Genomic DNA, 16,409 nt, shown 5'->3' on the forward strand with positions numbered 1-16,409 from the left:
ACGATATAAATACATCCACTTTCCTTTGACCTTAATATACGTCTCGTCTACTCGCCAAGAATCATTCGTTTTCTTAAGATGACGACGAACTCTCTTATCTAACTCAGGACCATATTGGTGAACCCAACGCATAATCGTTGTATGAGCAATGGATAAGCCCCGTTCCTCCATCATTTCGACTAAATCACGAAAACTGAGGTTGTACCGTAGGTACCATCTTACCGTTAATAAGATAACATCAGGCTGATAATGTTTCCACTTGAATACATGTTCCTTTGCCATACCGATCACACCTTTTCTAGAGTAATAGGATCAGTATGTCCAAGTGTTAGAGATTACTTACACGCATATTAAAGTTTTTGCACCAGAACCCTTTTTCCTGTCTTATCTAAATACTTTAAATATTTCATAACTGGTATAACAGGGAATCCCTCTTGATCCAGCAATATGTATCTCTTGTTGTTATTCTCTATGAGAACCTCTTGTACCCTCATACCACTCACCCCCTAAAATCATATTAACGCTAGGTCTGAAGACCTCACTACGCCTCTCGCTGTGGGCCATGCCCTCCACTCAAAATAAACATACGTTCCTTTTATTTTATACATATTAAACTATAATTCTAATCTCTAATTAACAAATCTAATATAGATAAGAAAAGAGGATATATGCTCATATATTGAACATAATATCCTCTTATTAGTTTAGTCTATTTAACCTAAGGTACTATCTAACTTTTTATAATGGTATCAAATCAATGGCAGAATCTAGCCTATTTCTTGCTTATACAACCCTTATATGCTGAGTTCATCAATATAGATAAGAACTATATTTCTCACTTACTTAATTTTTGCTGCATCAAAAGCCTTTTGAACTGCTTGAACCTCAGTTGAGTTCGCTCCATATTTATTCGTTGCAACTCGAAGACAACCCGCTCTCAATTCAGAGAAATCAGAAGTCATGTTTAATTCATCAGTGTTCGCATAATGGAAAATATCAAACATTTTATCCTCGCCAATACCTTTTACAGTTACACCGTTATGAGTGCCACCTTTTGCAATTAAATACGCAACTTTATTAATAATACTTGAGTTGAAATGAACGCCTCCATTATCCCATCCATTAAAATCGTTATATTCAGTATAATCATCTGGATACGGTACTCCAGCTGAAGAAGGAACTGAAGATGGATTTTCCATATCACGGAAAACTGATCCAGTTTGTTCTCCCATTGTCCAATTAAATGTTCCATTGTTTATGTATTTCTCAATAGCTGTTCCCATAATATCAGATAATGCCTCGTTAATCGCACCAGATTCTCCGGAATATTCAAGATTGGATTCACTAGATGTAACCGCATGTGTAAATTCATGTCCCGCTACATCAAATGCCTTTACAATAGGATCTCCATATACAAGCATACTACCATTATTAGCACTTAATGCATTCTGCCAATTTTTCGGATCATTTGTATCTTCAGAATCCCATGCATGTACAACTGATACTACTTTTTGCCCCTTATTATCAAAACTATTACGCTTGTATTTATCTTTATAAAAATCATATACTTTTGTTGCTAAGTAATGAGCACTTACCGCCTTTGAATCATTAAATGTTGTTGAAGTGCTAGTTGCTAGTGTACCAGGGTAATATCTTTCCTCTTTAGTAATATCTCTGTAATTCACATCATACGTTTCAATTCCTTGCCCTCTTGTGTAATCAGCAAGTGCATATTTCCCATTACTTTGTTTAGAGATCCCAAATGTACGAGATATACCTAAATCATCTTTTCCCGTTCCAGTTAATGATGTAAGAGAGTTTTTTCTACTTTCCTTTAAGGCTCCAACTAGCTTTTCACTTGCTTTTAAATCTGATTCTTGTACCATATTTTTTAACATATCACCATTATGAGCATTAATTAAATAGGTTCCAGATACATAGTTTGGTGTTGCAGCAGAAAATGTAACTTGGTATGCATTTCTAGCTTGGCCATTTTTTTCATCAACAAAAATAACTTCCTTTACTTCTGGCTCAGAAATAAACTTGATATCATTCCCATATTTCGTATAAATATATTGTTTCGCTTCTTCTTGTGATAGATTAATAGGATTCTTTAGATCTTCTTGTTTTAAATTTTGCGCGCTATCTCCTGACACACTTTTAATAACACCTTTTTTATCTACGTGTGCAGTCAATTGATACCCATATACTTCTTTTCCTTCGTATGTTTGTTGCATACGTACAAGTGTAGTTCCATCATAAGAACCACGTTTTTGAAGAACTTTATAATCTACTCCTGTTTCTCCATTCACTTGTTTTGGAGACAAAGCTTGCTCTGCCTTCTCCTTGAGAGCATCTTTTACTACATTCTCTGGTGCTTTTTGTGATGGTTGTGTAAGTTCACCTGTACGGAACGAATCCTCCTGAATTTGAACTTGTAGTTGATCCGTTTCCTCTGCATGACCTACTCCATATGGTGTTACAGCTGTTAAAGCTAATCCGGTTGTTAATGCAACTGTAGCTATTGTTTTTTTATTTTTCATGATATTCACCTCGCGTAATTTTCTGAAATATTGAATCTGTAAAATAGTATAATGTCTATTCTTGTCAAAAAAAAGAGAAAATGCTGAATTTATGTAACATTATGCAAAATTACATAATTTAGGTCGATGATTTGTTAGTTAAATTCAACTATCCTAGAAAAAAATTAATGTTTATAATGAAGTAATTGTTGATATAACATGTTTGTAAACGATTTGCTGCTCAACAGGAGCTCTTATAAGAACAGTGAATTTATCCATCGTGGGAATCTTCATAGAATTTCTAGTGTCACCACTCAGACTTTATACAAACAAAAACCCCCTATTGTATATATTTTTTTCACTAAAAATTATGGTACGTGAAATTATTAATACTTAAACTTATAAAGTACCGCATAAGTATAAAAACTCTTGGAGCTTTCTAAGGATATCCTGTTCTCGCCCTCCACCTTCACGAAAGATTAAAAACAGAACGACCTAAAAACTCACGATTATCATCAAAATTCTTATAAACCTTTACTGATAGGGAAAATACACTTCTTCTCACTGACTTGCCAGTGTTACTGCGTATTTGTTTGCTTTTAACAAATAAAGAATTTTTATTTTGTTTAAAGACACACTATAGCTAAGTGATTTTTTAATATATATCTTTTGTATATAAATCGATCTTAAGATGTAAAATATCAATTAATAATTAGATTGTATCTAAATTTAAACCAGAGAAGGAGCTATATATCATGAACAAAAAAGAACTACGAAACCATCAAATCAACAACATGCCTTTAGATGAACTAAATACTCCTAGTAAAGACCAAGAACAAATGCAAGAATTAGATCAAGGAAAAGCTTATGGAAATGAAAATATACTCAGCAAAAAACAAAACAAAAAGCTTTAGTTAAGAAAGGTACGCTTCACGCTGAAAAAATGATAGCAGCCACTGCTATCGAGATATTGATTCCTCCAGAAATTGTTAACCAAGCAAGAGCCGAATTGCAGGAAAGATTAGATGGCGCTAATTACATCTGTCCAATTCTACCAGGAGTTAAGCCGGTCATAAGTCAATAATTTCTAAAAAAGAAAAGCCTCTGCATACGCTTCATGGCAACTGCAAAGGCTTATTGTTACGCATCTTGTTTATCCCTTATAGTATGGATGCGTAAGAAGTGAAACAAAGAAAAAAGCACCCTATTTGGATGCTTATCGTATGATAATTCTATCGTAATGAAACTTATTCATAAACTAAGTACAGGTAAAAAATATATATGTTACGATTTAATGTAACTCTTTATTTCTTCAGTTAAAATTAATGAGTGAATCTACCGCCAAGTTGTTGTTCCGCTATAGCTACTAATCGTTTTGTGATTTCACCACCAACAGAACCGTTTGCACGAGATGTTGTATCTGGACCAAGTTGAACGCCAAACTCTTGTGCAATCTCATACTTCATTTGATCAATTGCGTTCTCAGCACCTTGAACTAATACTTCATTATTATTTCTGTTATTCTTTTTTACCATATGTATCACCTCCTATGGCTTTAATATGCTACGAAACAAGGAAAAATATTTATTCCTTGTTTTGGTAAATAGGTGTTTAGCAGTTTCTGTTCATATTCAATCAGAAAAACAAAAAGAACTTGTAGGAATTAAAGTGAACCCCATTAATGGGAGATGTTTTTCATTTGAAGAAAAGAATTCATTATCCAAATAAAACAGAGTGGAAAGTAGTTGAAATGAAAATATTTTTCAAAAATGGGGAAGGAGAATTAGATATAACTGACTATAAAGAAGAGCTAATTGAATTTATAGAAGAAATAGTTGAGAACAATAATATTGAAAACACTAAAGGTATAGTTTGAAAAGCTCAAAGTCATGGGCTTTTTTATTCTACCTTCCTATTTGATTACATAACATTAATATTGCCTGTTATCCTTGTAACTCTTCCCAACTACGACTATATTTTTGGGTGTATTGTTTAGTCAGGGAAGAGTTACTTTAATTACATTGCCTTTGTGATTTCGGTTTGTAAAAGCTGCAAAGTTAAGTAGGGGTACAATTTCCAAGTTGGGCAACGATAAAACATATATACCGAAATTTTCAACGATCACTCAAATTACAAGAGGTTTGAAAAAGTTAGGAAAAAACATCCATATATTGTAGTAGCTACTACCAAGAAAATGTAGCAGCCCTTACATGCCCCTTAACTCGGTAGGAAGAAGAAGGCTTAATCCTTGATGAATAATGGGATTAGCCTTTTGGGTTACTACGTATTATGAGACGTTTTGTTAACCTTACATGTATAGAGTATTCGTAAACTATCATTTAAACATCATACTCTTATTCATCTTTTTTATTAGGTTCTTGGATTTGGAGTAATTCAACAAAAACACTTAGCATGTCCTGTATTTGAATTCGATCGTCTACAAAGTGTTGCAAATTAAATCCATTAAAAAGAGCCATTCCTGCTGTTGCTAAAGTTCTAGCGTCTAATGGACTTCCAATTATATTTTTGTTCTTCATTGTCTGAAAAAAATGTGTAAGGAATGTTCTCCAGTCTTCCATTTGGATAATAAGCCTTTCTTTTATTAGAGGTAATTGATTAGAAATCATACATCCTTGGAGAAGCATGGGAGAAGATCCTTTTTCATAAGCTTCATTAACTAAGCGCATAGAGTGTTCTTTAAATTTATTTAGTAAATCACACTCTTTTTGAGTAAGAGCTTCTTTTAAATCTTCAAAATAAAAATCAATTCCTTCTTTTATCAGTTTTAACAAAAACTCCTCCTTATTGGAAAAATGAGCATAGAAAGCACCTTTAGAGTAACCAGCATGTTTTACGATTTGGTCAACACTTGTACTAGAATAGCCTTGTTTAGAAAATAAATTAATTCCTGATTGCATTAATTTATTAATGGTGTTTTCTGATTGTTTCTGGTGATAATTTACCATAGCAATTCTCCTTTTCTAAAAAAAACAGAATATTTAATTAATCATAACACATTCCTCAGCATATAATAAAACAATTAATACCGACTAGTTGGTATTCAAAAATAACACATATAAAGGAGTCGATTGAATGACATTATCTCAAGGAATCATAAAGAAATGGCTGTTAGTATTTGTTTTATGTTTTTCAATCTTTTTCGCAATTTTTCCACAATCCAAAGCAGATGCTTCTGGAACTCGGACTTTTACTACTGAGGATGGAAAATATGACAATACTGCTTATTCAAGTGGTGGTACAAATGTACAAATTGATGTTTGGAATTTAAAGAGAATAACAGACAACTGGAACCCATTCCCAGTTCGTCCTACTCAATTATCAGTTCGCTTATGTAATTTTACTTCAGGAAATTGTACAGGATATAAAACATTCGACACAATCAAATCAGGTTATGGACGGGTACAGTTTTATAACATGTTACCTGGATCATATAATGTAGACATTAGGGATCATATATATTGGACTAAAGTAAGTGGCACAAACTTTGTACGTGAATGGAAAAAGTAACAAAGGCGATGCCCTTATTCATATTCAATTATCCACGCGAGTTAAATGGATAGTTGTAGACTGAAAAAGTATTTTCAGTACACGAAAGCACTTTTTGCTAACATAAAACCCAAGTATCGTTAAACTTTAAAAGTCCCTTCAGAAGTTAAAATGTACCCTATAGAGTAGACACTAAAAAAGTCTCCCTATAGGTTTTTTGTATATAATTAAGAAAAACATAAAGACTGGGGAAATTTATGAGTAAAAAGGTTTTTACAGAGAAAGAAATGAAGCTATTATCATCTAATCAATATGTTAAATCTGTCAGTTCAAAAAGTATCACATATACGGATAAATTTAAGCGTATATGTATTGAGGAAAAAGAGAAAGGAAAGTTTCCAAGACAAATCTTTGAAGAATGTGGGTTTGATGTAGAAATCTTAGGAATGGATAGAATTAAGGCAGCGAGTAAAAGATGGCAAAAAGCTTACAATGAAAATGGGATTAGCGGCCTACGTGACACTAGATTTGGAAATTCAAAGCGTTCTAGAGAAAGAGAACTGACTCTAGAGGAGAAAAACGCTCGCTTAGAAGCTCAAATTAACTTACTAAAGGCAGAAAATGAACTGTTAAAAAAGATTCGTTTGATAGAAAGGGGGCTAAAAAAGTAGCCCTTCTCTCTAGCCAGAAATATATCCTAATTCGTTCAGTGATAGAAATATATCAACTCAAACATATGGTGAAATACCTATGTGGAATAGCCGGTGTCTCAAGAAGCGGTTATTATAACTATTTCTCTGTGAAATCACAGGAACGAAGACATCAAAAAGATGAAAAGGATGAGGTAGTAAAAGGGCTCATCCTAAAAGCCTTCCATTTCAAAGGTCGTAAGAAAGGGGCTCGCCAAATCAAAATGACTTTGGCGGGTCAATTTCAGGTTGTCTACAATTTGAAACGTATACGACGAATCATGAAGAAATACAACATTATATGCCCAATTAGAAAGGCAAATCCTTATAGACGAATTAGGAAAGCTACAAAAGAACATCGAGTTGTGCCAAACCTATTGAATCGCCAATTTAAGCAAGGAATCCCTGGTAAAGTCCTCCTAACAGATATCACATATTTATTTTATGGAAAAGGTCAGAAAGCCTACTTATCAGTCATTAAAGATGGTTCAACTGGTGAAATTTTAGCCCATCATATATCAGAACGAATGACTGTAGAATTAGCTACAGACACCCTTCTAAAGTTAAAAAGGAACAAAAACTTTCAGAAAGCCAAAGATGCCTTGATTCACTCAGATCAAGGCATTCAGTATACGCACCCTAATTTTCAAAAAGCAGTTAAGAAACTAGGCTTACAACAATCCATGTCAAGAAGAGGAAACTGTTGGGATAACGCTCCCCAAGAATCTTTCTTTGGTCATCTTAAAGATGAAGCCTCTACTCAAGCATGTACAACTCTAGATGAATAAAAAAAAGAAATTAAACAATATATGATCTACTACAATTATTACAGATATCAATGGAATTTAAAAAAGATGACCCCTGTACAATACAGAGATCATCTTCTTCAAGCTGTCTAGGCTTTTTTTAATGTCCTTTACAAAGGGTACATTTTAAACCAAGTAGTGACTTTATTTTACATTCACAATTGGTAATATTACACAAATAATTCTATATCATTCAAACCTAAACATCTTCTTTAATAGTAGGAAAACCTGATGGTCTTATATCATATTTCCATTTATGTGTGCATTCTGTTAATATGTATCCTATTTTTCTTATTAAAAAGCCTAATTTCTCAATTTATTGTAGAGAAATTAGGCTTTTTTCATGACTCCATTAAAGCGTCCTATAGTTTAATGACTTGATTTACTAATTATATCTTCAATCATTCACTTTGAACTACATAGATATAGTTTTTGTTGCAACTGTTTGTTGAAATGCCTTATCATGCTCAACAATAACCATTGTGGGATTAAATTGTTGAATAAGTTCTTCAATCTGTATACGCGAATAAATATCAATAAAATTTAATGGTTCATCCCATATATATAAATGAGCTTTTTCACATAAACTTTTAGCGATAAGCAGTTTTTTCTTTTGTCCACCAGAATAATGAGATATATCTTTCTCAAATTGAATTCGGGCAAAATCCATCTTACGTAGGATGGATTTAAATAACGTCTCATCAATCTCATGCTCTTCAATAAAGTCCGATAACGATCCCTTCAAATGAGAAGTATCCTGTTGGACATAGGAAATGATGAGTCCTGAACCTAAATTAACTGAGCCTGTATGCTGTATCGGATATCCTAGAATTAGTTTTAGTATACTACTTTTCCCGCTTCCATTCTTTCCATCAAGTACAATACGGTCACCTTGTTCAACTATAAAGCTAATTGGCTCATTCACTATTTGGTCATCATACTTAACAGACACATCAGCCAAAACACCCAATTCATTTGACTGAAATTTCAATTGTTCTAATTTTAACGACTCAGTTTTCTCCAAATTTTTTAGTAATTTTGACTTTTCTTCAATAGCTTTTTGTTGCCTTGATTCGAGGTTCTTCGCTCTCTTCATCATCTTGGCCGCTTTATGTCCTACAAAACCTTTGTCCAATTTAGATCCTGAATTCCTTGTTCCATTTTTGGAAGTTTCCACTTGATGAGACCAACCTGATGAACGCTTTGAAGACTGTTTTAATCTCCCTATGTCTTTTTGTAGACGCTCATTTGTAGCCTCTTCGTGCTCCTGCTGTCTATCAAAATTTAACTTCCAAGAAGAATAGTTACCACTTTGAACTTCAATATTTACTCTATTTATAGATAAGATATGGTCAACGCATCCATCTAAAAAGATTCTGTCATGTGAAATTAAAATAAAACCTTTTTTCTTCCTTAGATAATCAGAGACTATCTTTCGTGCATCGGTGTCTAGATGATTTGTTGGTTCATCAATTAATAGAAATTGACCCTCATTCAAAAACAGTGCAGCAAGCAACACCTTTGTTTGTTCTCCATTTGATAATGTTTTAAATGGTCGGTACATAACCTCGGCATCAACATTCAAATAGGATATTTCACGCAGAAATTCCCAATCTTCTGCTTGAGGGCAAATTTCTTCAAGAATTTCATGAGTAAACTTGTTCTTATCTGAAACTGGGTAAGGGAAATAATTAAATTCTACCGAAGCAGTGATTTTTCCACTATACTCATAATTCCCTAATAATAAATTAAAGAATGTCGTTTTACCCCGTCCATTTCTACCAATAAATCCCAGTTTCCAATCTGTATCTATTTGAAATTTTACACCTTCAAAAATATTATCAAAGCTACCTGGGTATGAAAAAGTTAAGTCTTGAACTTTTATCATTGACATAATAATTCCTCCTTTATATATTAACACTTTCATATAAAGTCGGAATATCCATCAATTTTTTAATTACTCCATATAAGTTTGATGGATATTAACGACTTATATAGAGCATTACATGTGTAACAATAGTGTCTGAATTACTCATTTTTCTCTCTCCTTTATTTGTTAAGTTAAAGTTACGGATTAATAAATATCAACTTACCTATAAGAGAATAAAAAAATCCTCCCAATTTGTAATTAGAAGGATTAGTCTTTCAATTATGCTTAATAAGTCCTTATTAAGCATTGGAATCATGACAAATAAAGTGTGAACTGATTTATAAAAAATGGATAGACTAATCCTATATTTTGTAGTTTGAAGTTATTCATTTCAAATTAAAATATAGATTAGTTAATCATTATTCACCCATCAGTCCTCTCATAGTTCTATTTTTAAAATAACATTCTTTTTTATGGAATGCAATATCAGAATCATCTTCAACTAATCCAATCCAAACTCATTTAAAATTCTTCGATCAAAGAGATAAAGCATTGCATTATTTTTATAAACATCGCAACTTTGTTCAAAGCTTCGCGTCTTTCTTACAAACATCGTGACTTTATTTCAAATTCACAGATGGTTAATTTTTTCTATATGGTGAGGCCTATATGTATTATATTGTAATGGTTGAAACGACTTGTTTGTAACCGAGTTGCTGTTTACCATGAACTGTCATAAGAATTGTAAATTTGTCTATTGCGAGAATCTGCCCAGTTACCCGAACACCACTCTTTAAAAATACAGTGTGTAGCTTTGAAATAAAGTTTAAACAAAAATAACCTCGCAAGCCCTTATTTTACGATAAATAAAAAGAAGCCATTTTGAAAAAAGATTGATCAAAATGGAGTTGCTCTTTTAATATAAGAATGTGATTTTTATAAAACAGATTGATCGGGCAAATACCTCAAAGATTAGTTAGAGGAAGTGATTCCCTTCAGAAACGCCTTTGTCTGCTTCAGACTAAGTATACTGGCCGGAGAGGCCATACCAAACTGATAGCCGTGACCCGCTTTTATCTCGTTGGGGTCGAAAAATAAAGAAGTAACTGGGACGTCTTTTTCTTGAAGTGTAGCGACGAAAGTCCTGGCTTGTGTTTCAAATGAATTCGTGTTGCCGTCGGTTACAAATGCAGGAGGGAAGTCTTTAGTGATATACTTTGACAGATTTAAGACATCAAACTTCGGATTGTCCATCAGTTCTTATCCCCCAAAATGCCCCAGCCCATACGTTTGATTATGAATTGTTGCACGGGCTTTAGATCGCTATGCTGAAATGCTGTAATATCGTAGGGGGCGCTATATAGTAATAAGCCCTTGATTGTATTCGTCGATACGGATTGCGGGACTCCCACGAGATTTGCATATTCGGAATTGGTTTGGATCAGGGCAAACTCCCCGGCCAAGAAAGCTCCCGCTGAGGAACCGGCCAAGATCACCTGCGATGGGTCCAAGGGGTATTTTTGAGCTAACTGCTGCAAATAAAACAATACCTCGCCGACTTGCTTCGTCTGATCAAACAAAGTGGCCCCTGGCGCTAACTCGTAATTCATGGATACTACAGCAAAGCCTTCCGAGGCTAGCGCCCTTGAATAATCGGCAGGCATATACTTGTCTCCACTAATAAAGCCTCCACCGTGGATAAAGATGATCACAGGCAGTGGCTTCGAATCGGTTTGAGGAAGGTAAAGATCCAATTTATTTTCTTGGTACTTGGATGGATATGAGATGTCAGAGAGAACCCGAGTTTGTTTCATAAGAGCGGGCAAATCGGATGGGTGGGAGCCAAAATTTTCAGGATTATTCTTGCTGGCCAGCATTTGGAGCGCCCAAATGCTCGGCTGAGGTGTCCAAATGGTGAAGGCAGCCGTGATTAGAGCAATCATCAAAACAGCAATCCCTGTAAGCTTCATTAATTTGAAGTTGCGCTTTTTTTCTATTCGTTGGTTGGGATTTGTACTTGTGTCATCGGTTAACCTCCTGCATCCATGTCTTCGGTCTGAGCATAACCGGTTATTTTTAATATGAATTTCATGGACGATCTCGTTTATTTAATTATATCACTTCTAAACTGAATCGTAATTCAAAAACTTATTCAATTAAAGCGCCCTTTAATTGAATAACAGAGGAGTTTCTATTAGCTAGTTTAGTCGAAAAAGGAAAAATACTAAGGTTGATATACAAAGACGTGTAGTGATCAACCTATACTGCAGTAATGTTTATAATAATACTTATAATCATTAAAGACCATTCTATAACTGGAGAAAAGTATCCGTTCGTACTTAATGTAGAAGAACTTACACCTAGTATTAAAATAACTATTTGTAAAGGTCAGTTTTTAACCAATCTGAATCCCCCTTTAAACATTACATCCTTATTTTTTTGATATCACAAAATAAGGATGTAATTGGTTGTAAGATAGTTATCTATGGGTATTTAACTTGTTTTTTCTTTTTGGGGGTATTTGCATTTCTTAGCTTGATGGCGATGTGGCGGTACCCCATCTATACAAATAATCCAAAAATCACTTTTTATAAAGGAGTTAGTCAAAACCAATATTAATAAACTAACACCTGAAATTAAACTTACTTTGTTTTGTTCTATTTTGAACATAAAATCATCTCCTTCTGACTCTTTTACACTACTTTTAATTATTTAATATATAGATTAATTGATGTAATAATTATTTTTTCTTATACTTACTATAAGGAGGCGAATATGAATGAAATTTAAGATTAAACAAAATCCTATTCATATGATTATATTTCTATTAACTATTTTCATTTTTATTACTATGCTTTTCACACAAGGCACTAAAAATATTTACTTTAGCTGTATGATTCTATTAAACATAATCAATTTTTTATTTATTTACAGATCTAATTATAAAATTACTGACAAATCATTAATTATCAAATATTATTTTACAAATACTGAAATCCCCTTTGAAGATATCCAACATATTAAATACCATGGAAAATCATTGAACTCAAAAAATTGGTCAAGACAACAATTAGAAATTATGTATGGATTATTTAATACTTTAACAGTTTGTTTACCAAAAGAAGAAGAAAAATTCATTAATTTATTAACAAATAAATGTCCTAACATGAAAATAATAGACAGGCCCATTAATCAATAAAAATAATGGGCTTGTCTATTATCTTTATATTAAATCTAGAAAACTGCCAAAGTAAACTTTTGAATATTAGTTTACATTCAAAACACCTAAAACATTGACTTCAAACAAAATCCTCTGATATCCTCAAAATACACAACAAAAGTATACATTCAAAATACTATAAATAGAGAGGTCAAAATCCATGAACAAGAAACCACATCTTATTGATGTCCAACCCATTCGAGGCAAAGAACAAATCGAAGATATGAAATGGGCCCTAAAACGTCATTGTTCCAAACGAGACTATATTCTCTTTCTTATCGGTATCCATACGGGACTACGCGTAAGTGATCTACTCCAACTCGAAACACAAACCATAGTAAAACTAAAACGAAAAAAGAGAAAAGAATTCAAAATCAAAGAGGGAAAAACGAAGAAAGAACGCATGATTAATCTTACTTCTATTTTTGATGAGGTCTATTCCTATGCCCAAACCTTAGAAAATACCTGGTTATTTCCTTCTCGAAAAGGAAATCAACCAATTAGTAAAATCCAGGCTTATCGACAATTGCAAAAAGCCGGGGATTTCGCCGGTATAGAATCTATTGGGACCCACACAATGCGCAAGACCTTCGGTTATTGGTTCTATAAACAAACAAAAGATGTCGCTATGTTGCAAGAAATACTCAATCATAGCACCCCACAAATCACACTCAAATACATTGGAATTAACAAAGAAGAAAAAGATAATGTACTTGATACATTTCTTATTTAATTCCAAAATAAAAAAGCATCTAACTTAAGATGCCTTTTTATTTCAAAGGACTACTTTTCTTCTTAAATAGAACAAAATATTCATCCTCTATTCAATATTTTGGCCCCATCATCATAAATTGATTTGATAGAGCTTCCATTGCCTTTCTATACTTTTCTAAATCACCTTCTATATTTCTAAAAGCGTCAATTCTATAAGCAAGTTGGCTTTCCAACTCAGTAAGCCTTCTTTCAATTTCTTTTGAAGTATTTCCATCCCAACTGTTAACTAAAACCGCTTTTATAGATAGTAAATTTTTTCTATGATTCTCTAAATCTGATATACACTTAACTAAATCATTTTGCGCGCCTAATACATCTACAGCATGATTAATAACATCATAATTTTTCATACAATTCTCCCCATTTGTTAACTCTGAGTATCTGCTTGTTTGAATTTATCCGCTTGTTGTTCTATAAAATCCGATGCTGAACGAACTGGCTCCAGATAACTTCTCTGAAAACCATAAACAGCATAAGTTATCGTATTAATTAAATTTCCATCTACACTAGCTGGCGATTGATTTAATACATTAATTATTTTATTACTTGCCCCAGTAAGCTTTTGATTTATATCTTCTATTTCTCTTTTTAAACCCGACGCAATTTGTTTTACCTCTTCCACTGATAAACGAATTGTTATTTCACCAGCACGAGGAGAACTCAAAATTCGTTCTCCTGTTTCTCCATCAATCATATTAGGCATACTAAAAAGCCCATATTCATCATACGTATAACGATCCATACTATGATATTTTGGTAGTGGACCACCAACAAACGATGCAATACCTCTTAATGTGTTATAAACAAAAAATGAAGGTTCTAAAAAAGAACCAAACATACTAACCCCTTTTTGGGCCATATCATTATTTTGTATACCTGTCTTGGTCGTAAGATACACATGTCCTATGCGACCTCTTTTATCATTATCATTCCCTTTAAATCCCGTAAATACAGAATCGTAAGGATCTCCAATACTTGTAATTTGATTCTTATAATCGCCACGTAAAGCTTTTTCTTTCTTATCTTTAGGTAACAAATCAATCACATTTGGTGCTTCAAAACTTACAGCATCAACGCCATTCGTAACACCTGTATATTCGCATAAACCACCACCTAAAGAGTGACCTGTTAATGTTAATTTATAACCTTCAAATTCTTTCTCACTAGCTATTTGTTTTTTAACCTCCTTCACTAAATTATCAGCATGAGTAAATTGATTTTCCGCAATTACTTGTTGTGCTCTTTCTTTTGCCATAGCAAAATTTGCTTGATACGTTAAAGGAAGAGAAGACGTATCCAATTTATTCATTTGATCTAAACTATCTTGGTTCTTTCTTAAACGATTACCTACAACATCTAAAAGATCTGCATCATAAAAATCAGGACCTTCTTTAGAACCACGAAAAGCAATTACAATTTGTTTTGTTTCTTCATTTTTATAAACAGTTGCATCAAAACTATTTTTCTCATCGTGTAAAATTGCACCCTTAATATTTACAGGTTTCCAAACTTCTTCATGATTTCCAATCTCTATACGTTCATCAGAAGCATCACGATAACTACTATCTGCTAAATGAGCAAGAGTTTTATCTGTAACAGAACTAGTCATGATTTTCATCCCCTTATATATCATATATATTAATTATATAACTTATTTTAGGAGGAAAAATAGTGACTAAAACAAAAAAGAGAAATATTGTAATTTTAACGATTTTAATTTTAATAGTAGGATTTACTAGCTACATCATTCATGACAGAAATACAACAAAAGAAATAGCAACTGAAGTTGCTATAAAACATATGAAAACAAAGGAAAATATTGATGTAACAGTTACTAAAGTTGAAATTCAACACATGATGCGTGCAGGTTTTATTGATGTCAAAGGTCATACTAAAAATGATAAAAATAGAAAATTCCATGTCACAATAAATAAAACTCAAAACTATTTGGTCATGGGTTGGGGATTAGATGACCCAAAATAAAAAGCACATAGTAATTAACTATGTGCTTTTTATTTTTAATATCATTATGTTATAAAAATAACACGATGATAGCAAGGAAATGCTTGTATACTGATCTGTACTGCATTCCCTTATTGGCTTAATCACAGGGTTACTACATCGAATGCATCCGCGTCATAAAAATCGGATCCTTCTTGTGAACCACGAAAAGCAATAACAACTTGTTTAGTCTCTTCATTTTTATAAACAGTAGCATCAAAACTACTAATAGGATTATGTAATAGTTCGGGTTTAGGTATGTCAACAGGTACCCAAACCTCTTTATGATTTCCGATTGGTACTTCTACTTTATCTGCTTTTCTATAACTTTGTCCTGATAATTCAGCTAACGTTTTATCACTAATAGAACTACTCATATTTTCCTCCTAAAAAGATTTATAATATTATAAATCTTTTTAGGAGGAAAAATATGGTTTTTTCAAAAAAAAAGAATATTATAATTCTAATAATTTTAGCTATTGCTGTTTTAGTCATAGGTTATAATATATCAAGTATCCAAAATGAAAAACAAACAAAAGAAAAAGCTGCTGAAGTTGCAATACAACACATAAAAAAAGAAGAAAATGTAAATGTTATTGTAACCAAAGTCGAAATCATGCCGGCCATTAGTGGAGGACTTATTGAAGTCACTGGCCACGTTAAAAATGATAAACAGAGGACTTTCTTTGTTACAATAAATAACAATCGAGATTATTTAATCATGGGTTGGAATTTAGATGACCCTAAGTAAAAAACACAATATTTTAATATTATTATTCATAGCAATTATAGTTTTAACGGTTCTGGTGCAAAAATAAATTATAAAAAAGTAGGACCTGAATTTCCTATTAAATTACAGATTATGATGCGATACCAAACAATTTATCAATGAAATTTTTTTGATTTTGGGCAGACTTTACCCCTTTATGAAGTTACTTCTTTTTTATCATATGCATCGCTTCTATGCCACTCAGTATGTAAGTGGCTGTACGAAATGATTTGAATCCTAACATCGAACGT

At 32.8% G+C, this 16,409-nt stretch carries 19 protein-coding genes and 5 pseudogenes; 9 read left to right on the forward strand and 15 right to left on the reverse strand.

Going from position 1 to position 16,409, the window contains the following annotated elements; genetic code table 11:
• From J4P91_RS27095 to J4P91_RS29845, 4 genes and pseudogenes are all read right to left on the reverse strand, one after another.
• Positions 1 to 282, reverse strand: a 282-nt coding sequence (locus J4P91_RS27095; protein WP_207996560.1) for an IS6 family transposase, incomplete at its 3' end; no start/stop codon positions are given.
• A gap of 74 nt (positions 283 to 356) precedes the next feature.
• A pseudogene (locus tag J4P91_RS27100) lies at positions 357 to 494 on the reverse strand (tyrosine-type recombinase/integrase); the annotation flags it as partial.
• A 345-nt stretch (positions 495 to 839) separates the two neighbouring features.
• Entirely contained in the window at positions 840 to 2,543 is a 1,704-nt protein-coding gene (locus J4P91_RS27105; RefSeq protein ID WP_207996561.1) for a M4 family metallopeptidase, read from the reverse strand.
• A 171-nt stretch (positions 2,544 to 2,714) separates the two neighbouring features.
• Complete coding sequence (locus J4P91_RS29845) at positions 2,715 to 2,816, reverse strand: RNA chaperone Hfq (protein ID WP_207996562.1); 102 nt, start codon at positions 2,814 to 2,816, stop codon at positions 2,715 to 2,717.
• Between the two features lie 461 nt (positions 2,817 to 3,277).
• Between J4P91_RS29845 and J4P91_RS27115 the strand changes: the two genes are divergently transcribed.
• On the forward strand, positions 3,278 to 3,436 hold the full coding sequence (locus J4P91_RS27115; protein WP_207996563.1) for a hypothetical protein: 159 nt from the start codon (positions 3,278 to 3,280) through the stop codon (positions 3,434 to 3,436).
• A 408-nt stretch (positions 3,437 to 3,844) separates the two neighbouring features.
• Here J4P91_RS27115 and J4P91_RS27120 read toward each other — a convergent pair whose 3' ends face one another.
• Complete coding sequence (locus J4P91_RS27120) at positions 3,845 to 4,057, reverse strand: alpha/beta-type small acid-soluble spore protein (protein ID WP_207996564.1); 213 nt, start codon at positions 4,055 to 4,057, stop codon at positions 3,845 to 3,847.
• A 164-nt stretch (positions 4,058 to 4,221) separates the two neighbouring features.
• Here J4P91_RS27120 and J4P91_RS27125 point away from each other — a divergent pair, with 164 nt between their 5' ends.
• Both J4P91_RS27125 and J4P91_RS29230 read left to right on the forward strand, forming a co-directional pair.
• Positions 4,222 to 4,398: a hypothetical protein gene (locus tag J4P91_RS27125; RefSeq protein ID WP_207996565.1), complete on the forward strand. Its 177-nt coding sequence runs from the start codon at positions 4,222 to 4,224 to the stop codon at positions 4,396 to 4,398.
• Positions 4,399 to 4,567: 169 nt separating this feature from the next.
• Positions 4,568 to 4,699: pseudogene (locus J4P91_RS29230) on the forward strand (transcriptional regulator); the annotation flags it as partial.
• A 177-nt stretch (positions 4,700 to 4,876) separates the two neighbouring features.
• Here the strand turns inward: J4P91_RS29230 and J4P91_RS27130 are convergent.
• Positions 4,877 to 5,488: a TetR/AcrR family transcriptional regulator gene (locus J4P91_RS27130; protein ID WP_207996566.1), complete on the reverse strand. Its 612-nt coding sequence runs from the start codon at positions 5,486 to 5,488 to the stop codon at positions 4,877 to 4,879.
• A 127-nt stretch (positions 5,489 to 5,615) separates the two neighbouring features.
• Here J4P91_RS27130 and J4P91_RS27135 point away from each other — a divergent pair, with 127 nt between their 5' ends.
• Both J4P91_RS27135 and J4P91_RS27140 read left to right on the forward strand, forming a co-directional pair.
• On the forward strand, positions 5,616 to 6,050 hold the full coding sequence (locus tag J4P91_RS27135) for a hypothetical protein (RefSeq protein ID WP_207996567.1): 435 nt from the start codon (positions 5,616 to 5,618) through the stop codon (positions 6,048 to 6,050).
• Positions 6,051 to 6,286: 236 nt separating this feature from the next.
• Positions 6,287 to 7,617: pseudogene (locus J4P91_RS27140) on the forward strand (IS3 family transposase).
• A 322-nt stretch (positions 7,618 to 7,939) separates the two neighbouring features.
• Here the strand turns inward: J4P91_RS27140 and J4P91_RS27145 are convergent.
• The 5 genes and pseudogenes from J4P91_RS27145 to J4P91_RS27160 all read right to left on the reverse strand — a co-directional run bounded on the left by J4P91_RS27145 (position 7,940) and on the right by J4P91_RS27160 (position 12,064).
• Positions 7,940 to 9,418 (reverse strand): Lsa family ABC-F type ribosomal protection protein, encoded by a 1,479-nt coding sequence (locus J4P91_RS27145; protein ID WP_207996568.1) that lies wholly within the window; start codon positions 9,416 to 9,418, stop codon positions 7,940 to 7,942.
• Positions 9,419 to 10,068: 650 nt separating this feature from the next.
• Positions 10,069 to 10,200 (reverse strand): annotated as a pseudogene (locus J4P91_RS27150) (RNA chaperone Hfq); the annotation flags it as partial.
• Positions 10,201 to 10,366: 166 nt separating this feature from the next.
• Entirely contained in the window at positions 10,367 to 10,648 is a 282-nt protein-coding gene (locus J4P91_RS29235; protein ID WP_243764041.1) for an alpha/beta hydrolase family protein, read from the reverse strand.
• The gene (locus J4P91_RS27155) at positions 10,648 to 11,364 is read right to left on the reverse strand and encodes an alpha/beta hydrolase (protein WP_243764042.1); all 717 of its coding nucleotides are present in this window, start codon (positions 11,362 to 11,364) and stop codon (positions 10,648 to 10,650) included. Before J4P91_RS27155 ends, J4P91_RS29235 begins: the two co-directional genes overlap by 1 nt.
• A 523-nt stretch (positions 11,365 to 11,887) precedes the next feature.
• The gene (locus tag J4P91_RS27160; RefSeq protein WP_207996570.1) at positions 11,888 to 12,064 is read right to left on the reverse strand and encodes a hypothetical protein; all 177 of its coding nucleotides are present in this window, start codon (positions 12,062 to 12,064) and stop codon (positions 11,888 to 11,890) included.
• A 109-nt stretch (positions 12,065 to 12,173) separates the two neighbouring features.
• On the opposite strand from J4P91_RS27160, the gene J4P91_RS27165 reads away from it, so the two are divergent.
• Together J4P91_RS27165 and J4P91_RS27170 are read left to right on the forward strand one after the other, a co-directional pair.
• Positions 12,174 to 12,593 (forward strand): PH domain-containing protein, encoded by a 420-nt coding sequence (locus tag J4P91_RS27165; RefSeq protein ID WP_207996571.1) that lies wholly within the window; start codon positions 12,174 to 12,176, stop codon positions 12,591 to 12,593.
• A 181-nt stretch (positions 12,594 to 12,774) separates the two neighbouring features.
• A complete protein-coding gene (locus J4P91_RS27170; RefSeq protein ID WP_207996572.1) occupies positions 12,775 to 13,347 on the forward strand; it encodes a tyrosine-type recombinase/integrase in 573 nt (190 codons plus the stop codon).
• Positions 13,348 to 13,438: 91 nt separating this feature from the next.
• Here the strand turns inward: J4P91_RS27170 and J4P91_RS27175 are convergent, their stop codons facing one another.
• Both J4P91_RS27175 and J4P91_RS27180 read right to left on the reverse strand, forming a co-directional pair.
• Complete coding sequence (locus tag J4P91_RS27175; RefSeq protein ID WP_207996573.1) at positions 13,439 to 13,738, reverse strand: hypothetical protein; 300 nt, start codon at positions 13,736 to 13,738, stop codon at positions 13,439 to 13,441.
• Between the two features lie 17 nt (positions 13,739 to 13,755).
• Positions 13,756 to 14,997, reverse strand: coding sequence for a lipase family protein (locus J4P91_RS27180; protein WP_207996574.1), 1,242 nt, complete (start codon positions 14,995 to 14,997; stop codon positions 13,756 to 13,758).
• Positions 14,998 to 15,059: 62 nt separating this feature from the next.
• Here J4P91_RS27180 and J4P91_RS27185 point away from each other — a divergent pair, with 62 nt between their 5' ends.
• A complete protein-coding gene (locus J4P91_RS27185; protein ID WP_207996575.1) occupies positions 15,060 to 15,371 on the forward strand; it encodes a hypothetical protein in 312 nt (103 codons plus the stop codon).
• 122 nt (positions 15,372 to 15,493) lie between these two features.
• Here J4P91_RS27185 and J4P91_RS27190 read toward each other — a convergent pair whose 3' ends face one another.
• A complete protein-coding gene (locus J4P91_RS27190) occupies positions 15,494 to 15,766 on the reverse strand; it encodes an alpha/beta hydrolase family protein (protein ID WP_207996576.1) in 273 nt (90 codons plus the stop codon).
• A gap of 53 nt (positions 15,767 to 15,819) precedes the next feature.
• Here J4P91_RS27190 and J4P91_RS27195 point away from each other — a divergent pair, with 53 nt between their 5' ends.
• Positions 15,820 to 16,140, forward strand: coding sequence for a hypothetical protein (locus J4P91_RS27195; protein WP_207996577.1), 321 nt, complete (start codon positions 15,820 to 15,822; stop codon positions 16,138 to 16,140).
• Positions 16,141 to 16,249: 109 nt separating this feature from the next.
• Here J4P91_RS27195 and J4P91_RS29240 read toward each other — a convergent pair.
• A pseudogene (locus J4P91_RS29240) lies at positions 16,250 to 16,409 on the reverse strand (IS6 family transposase); the annotation flags it as partial.

The organism is Bacillus sp. XF8, assembly GCF_017498755.1.
Classification (GTDB): domain Bacteria; phylum Bacillota; class Bacilli; order Bacillales; family Bacillaceae_G; genus Bacillus_A; species Bacillus_A bingmayongensis.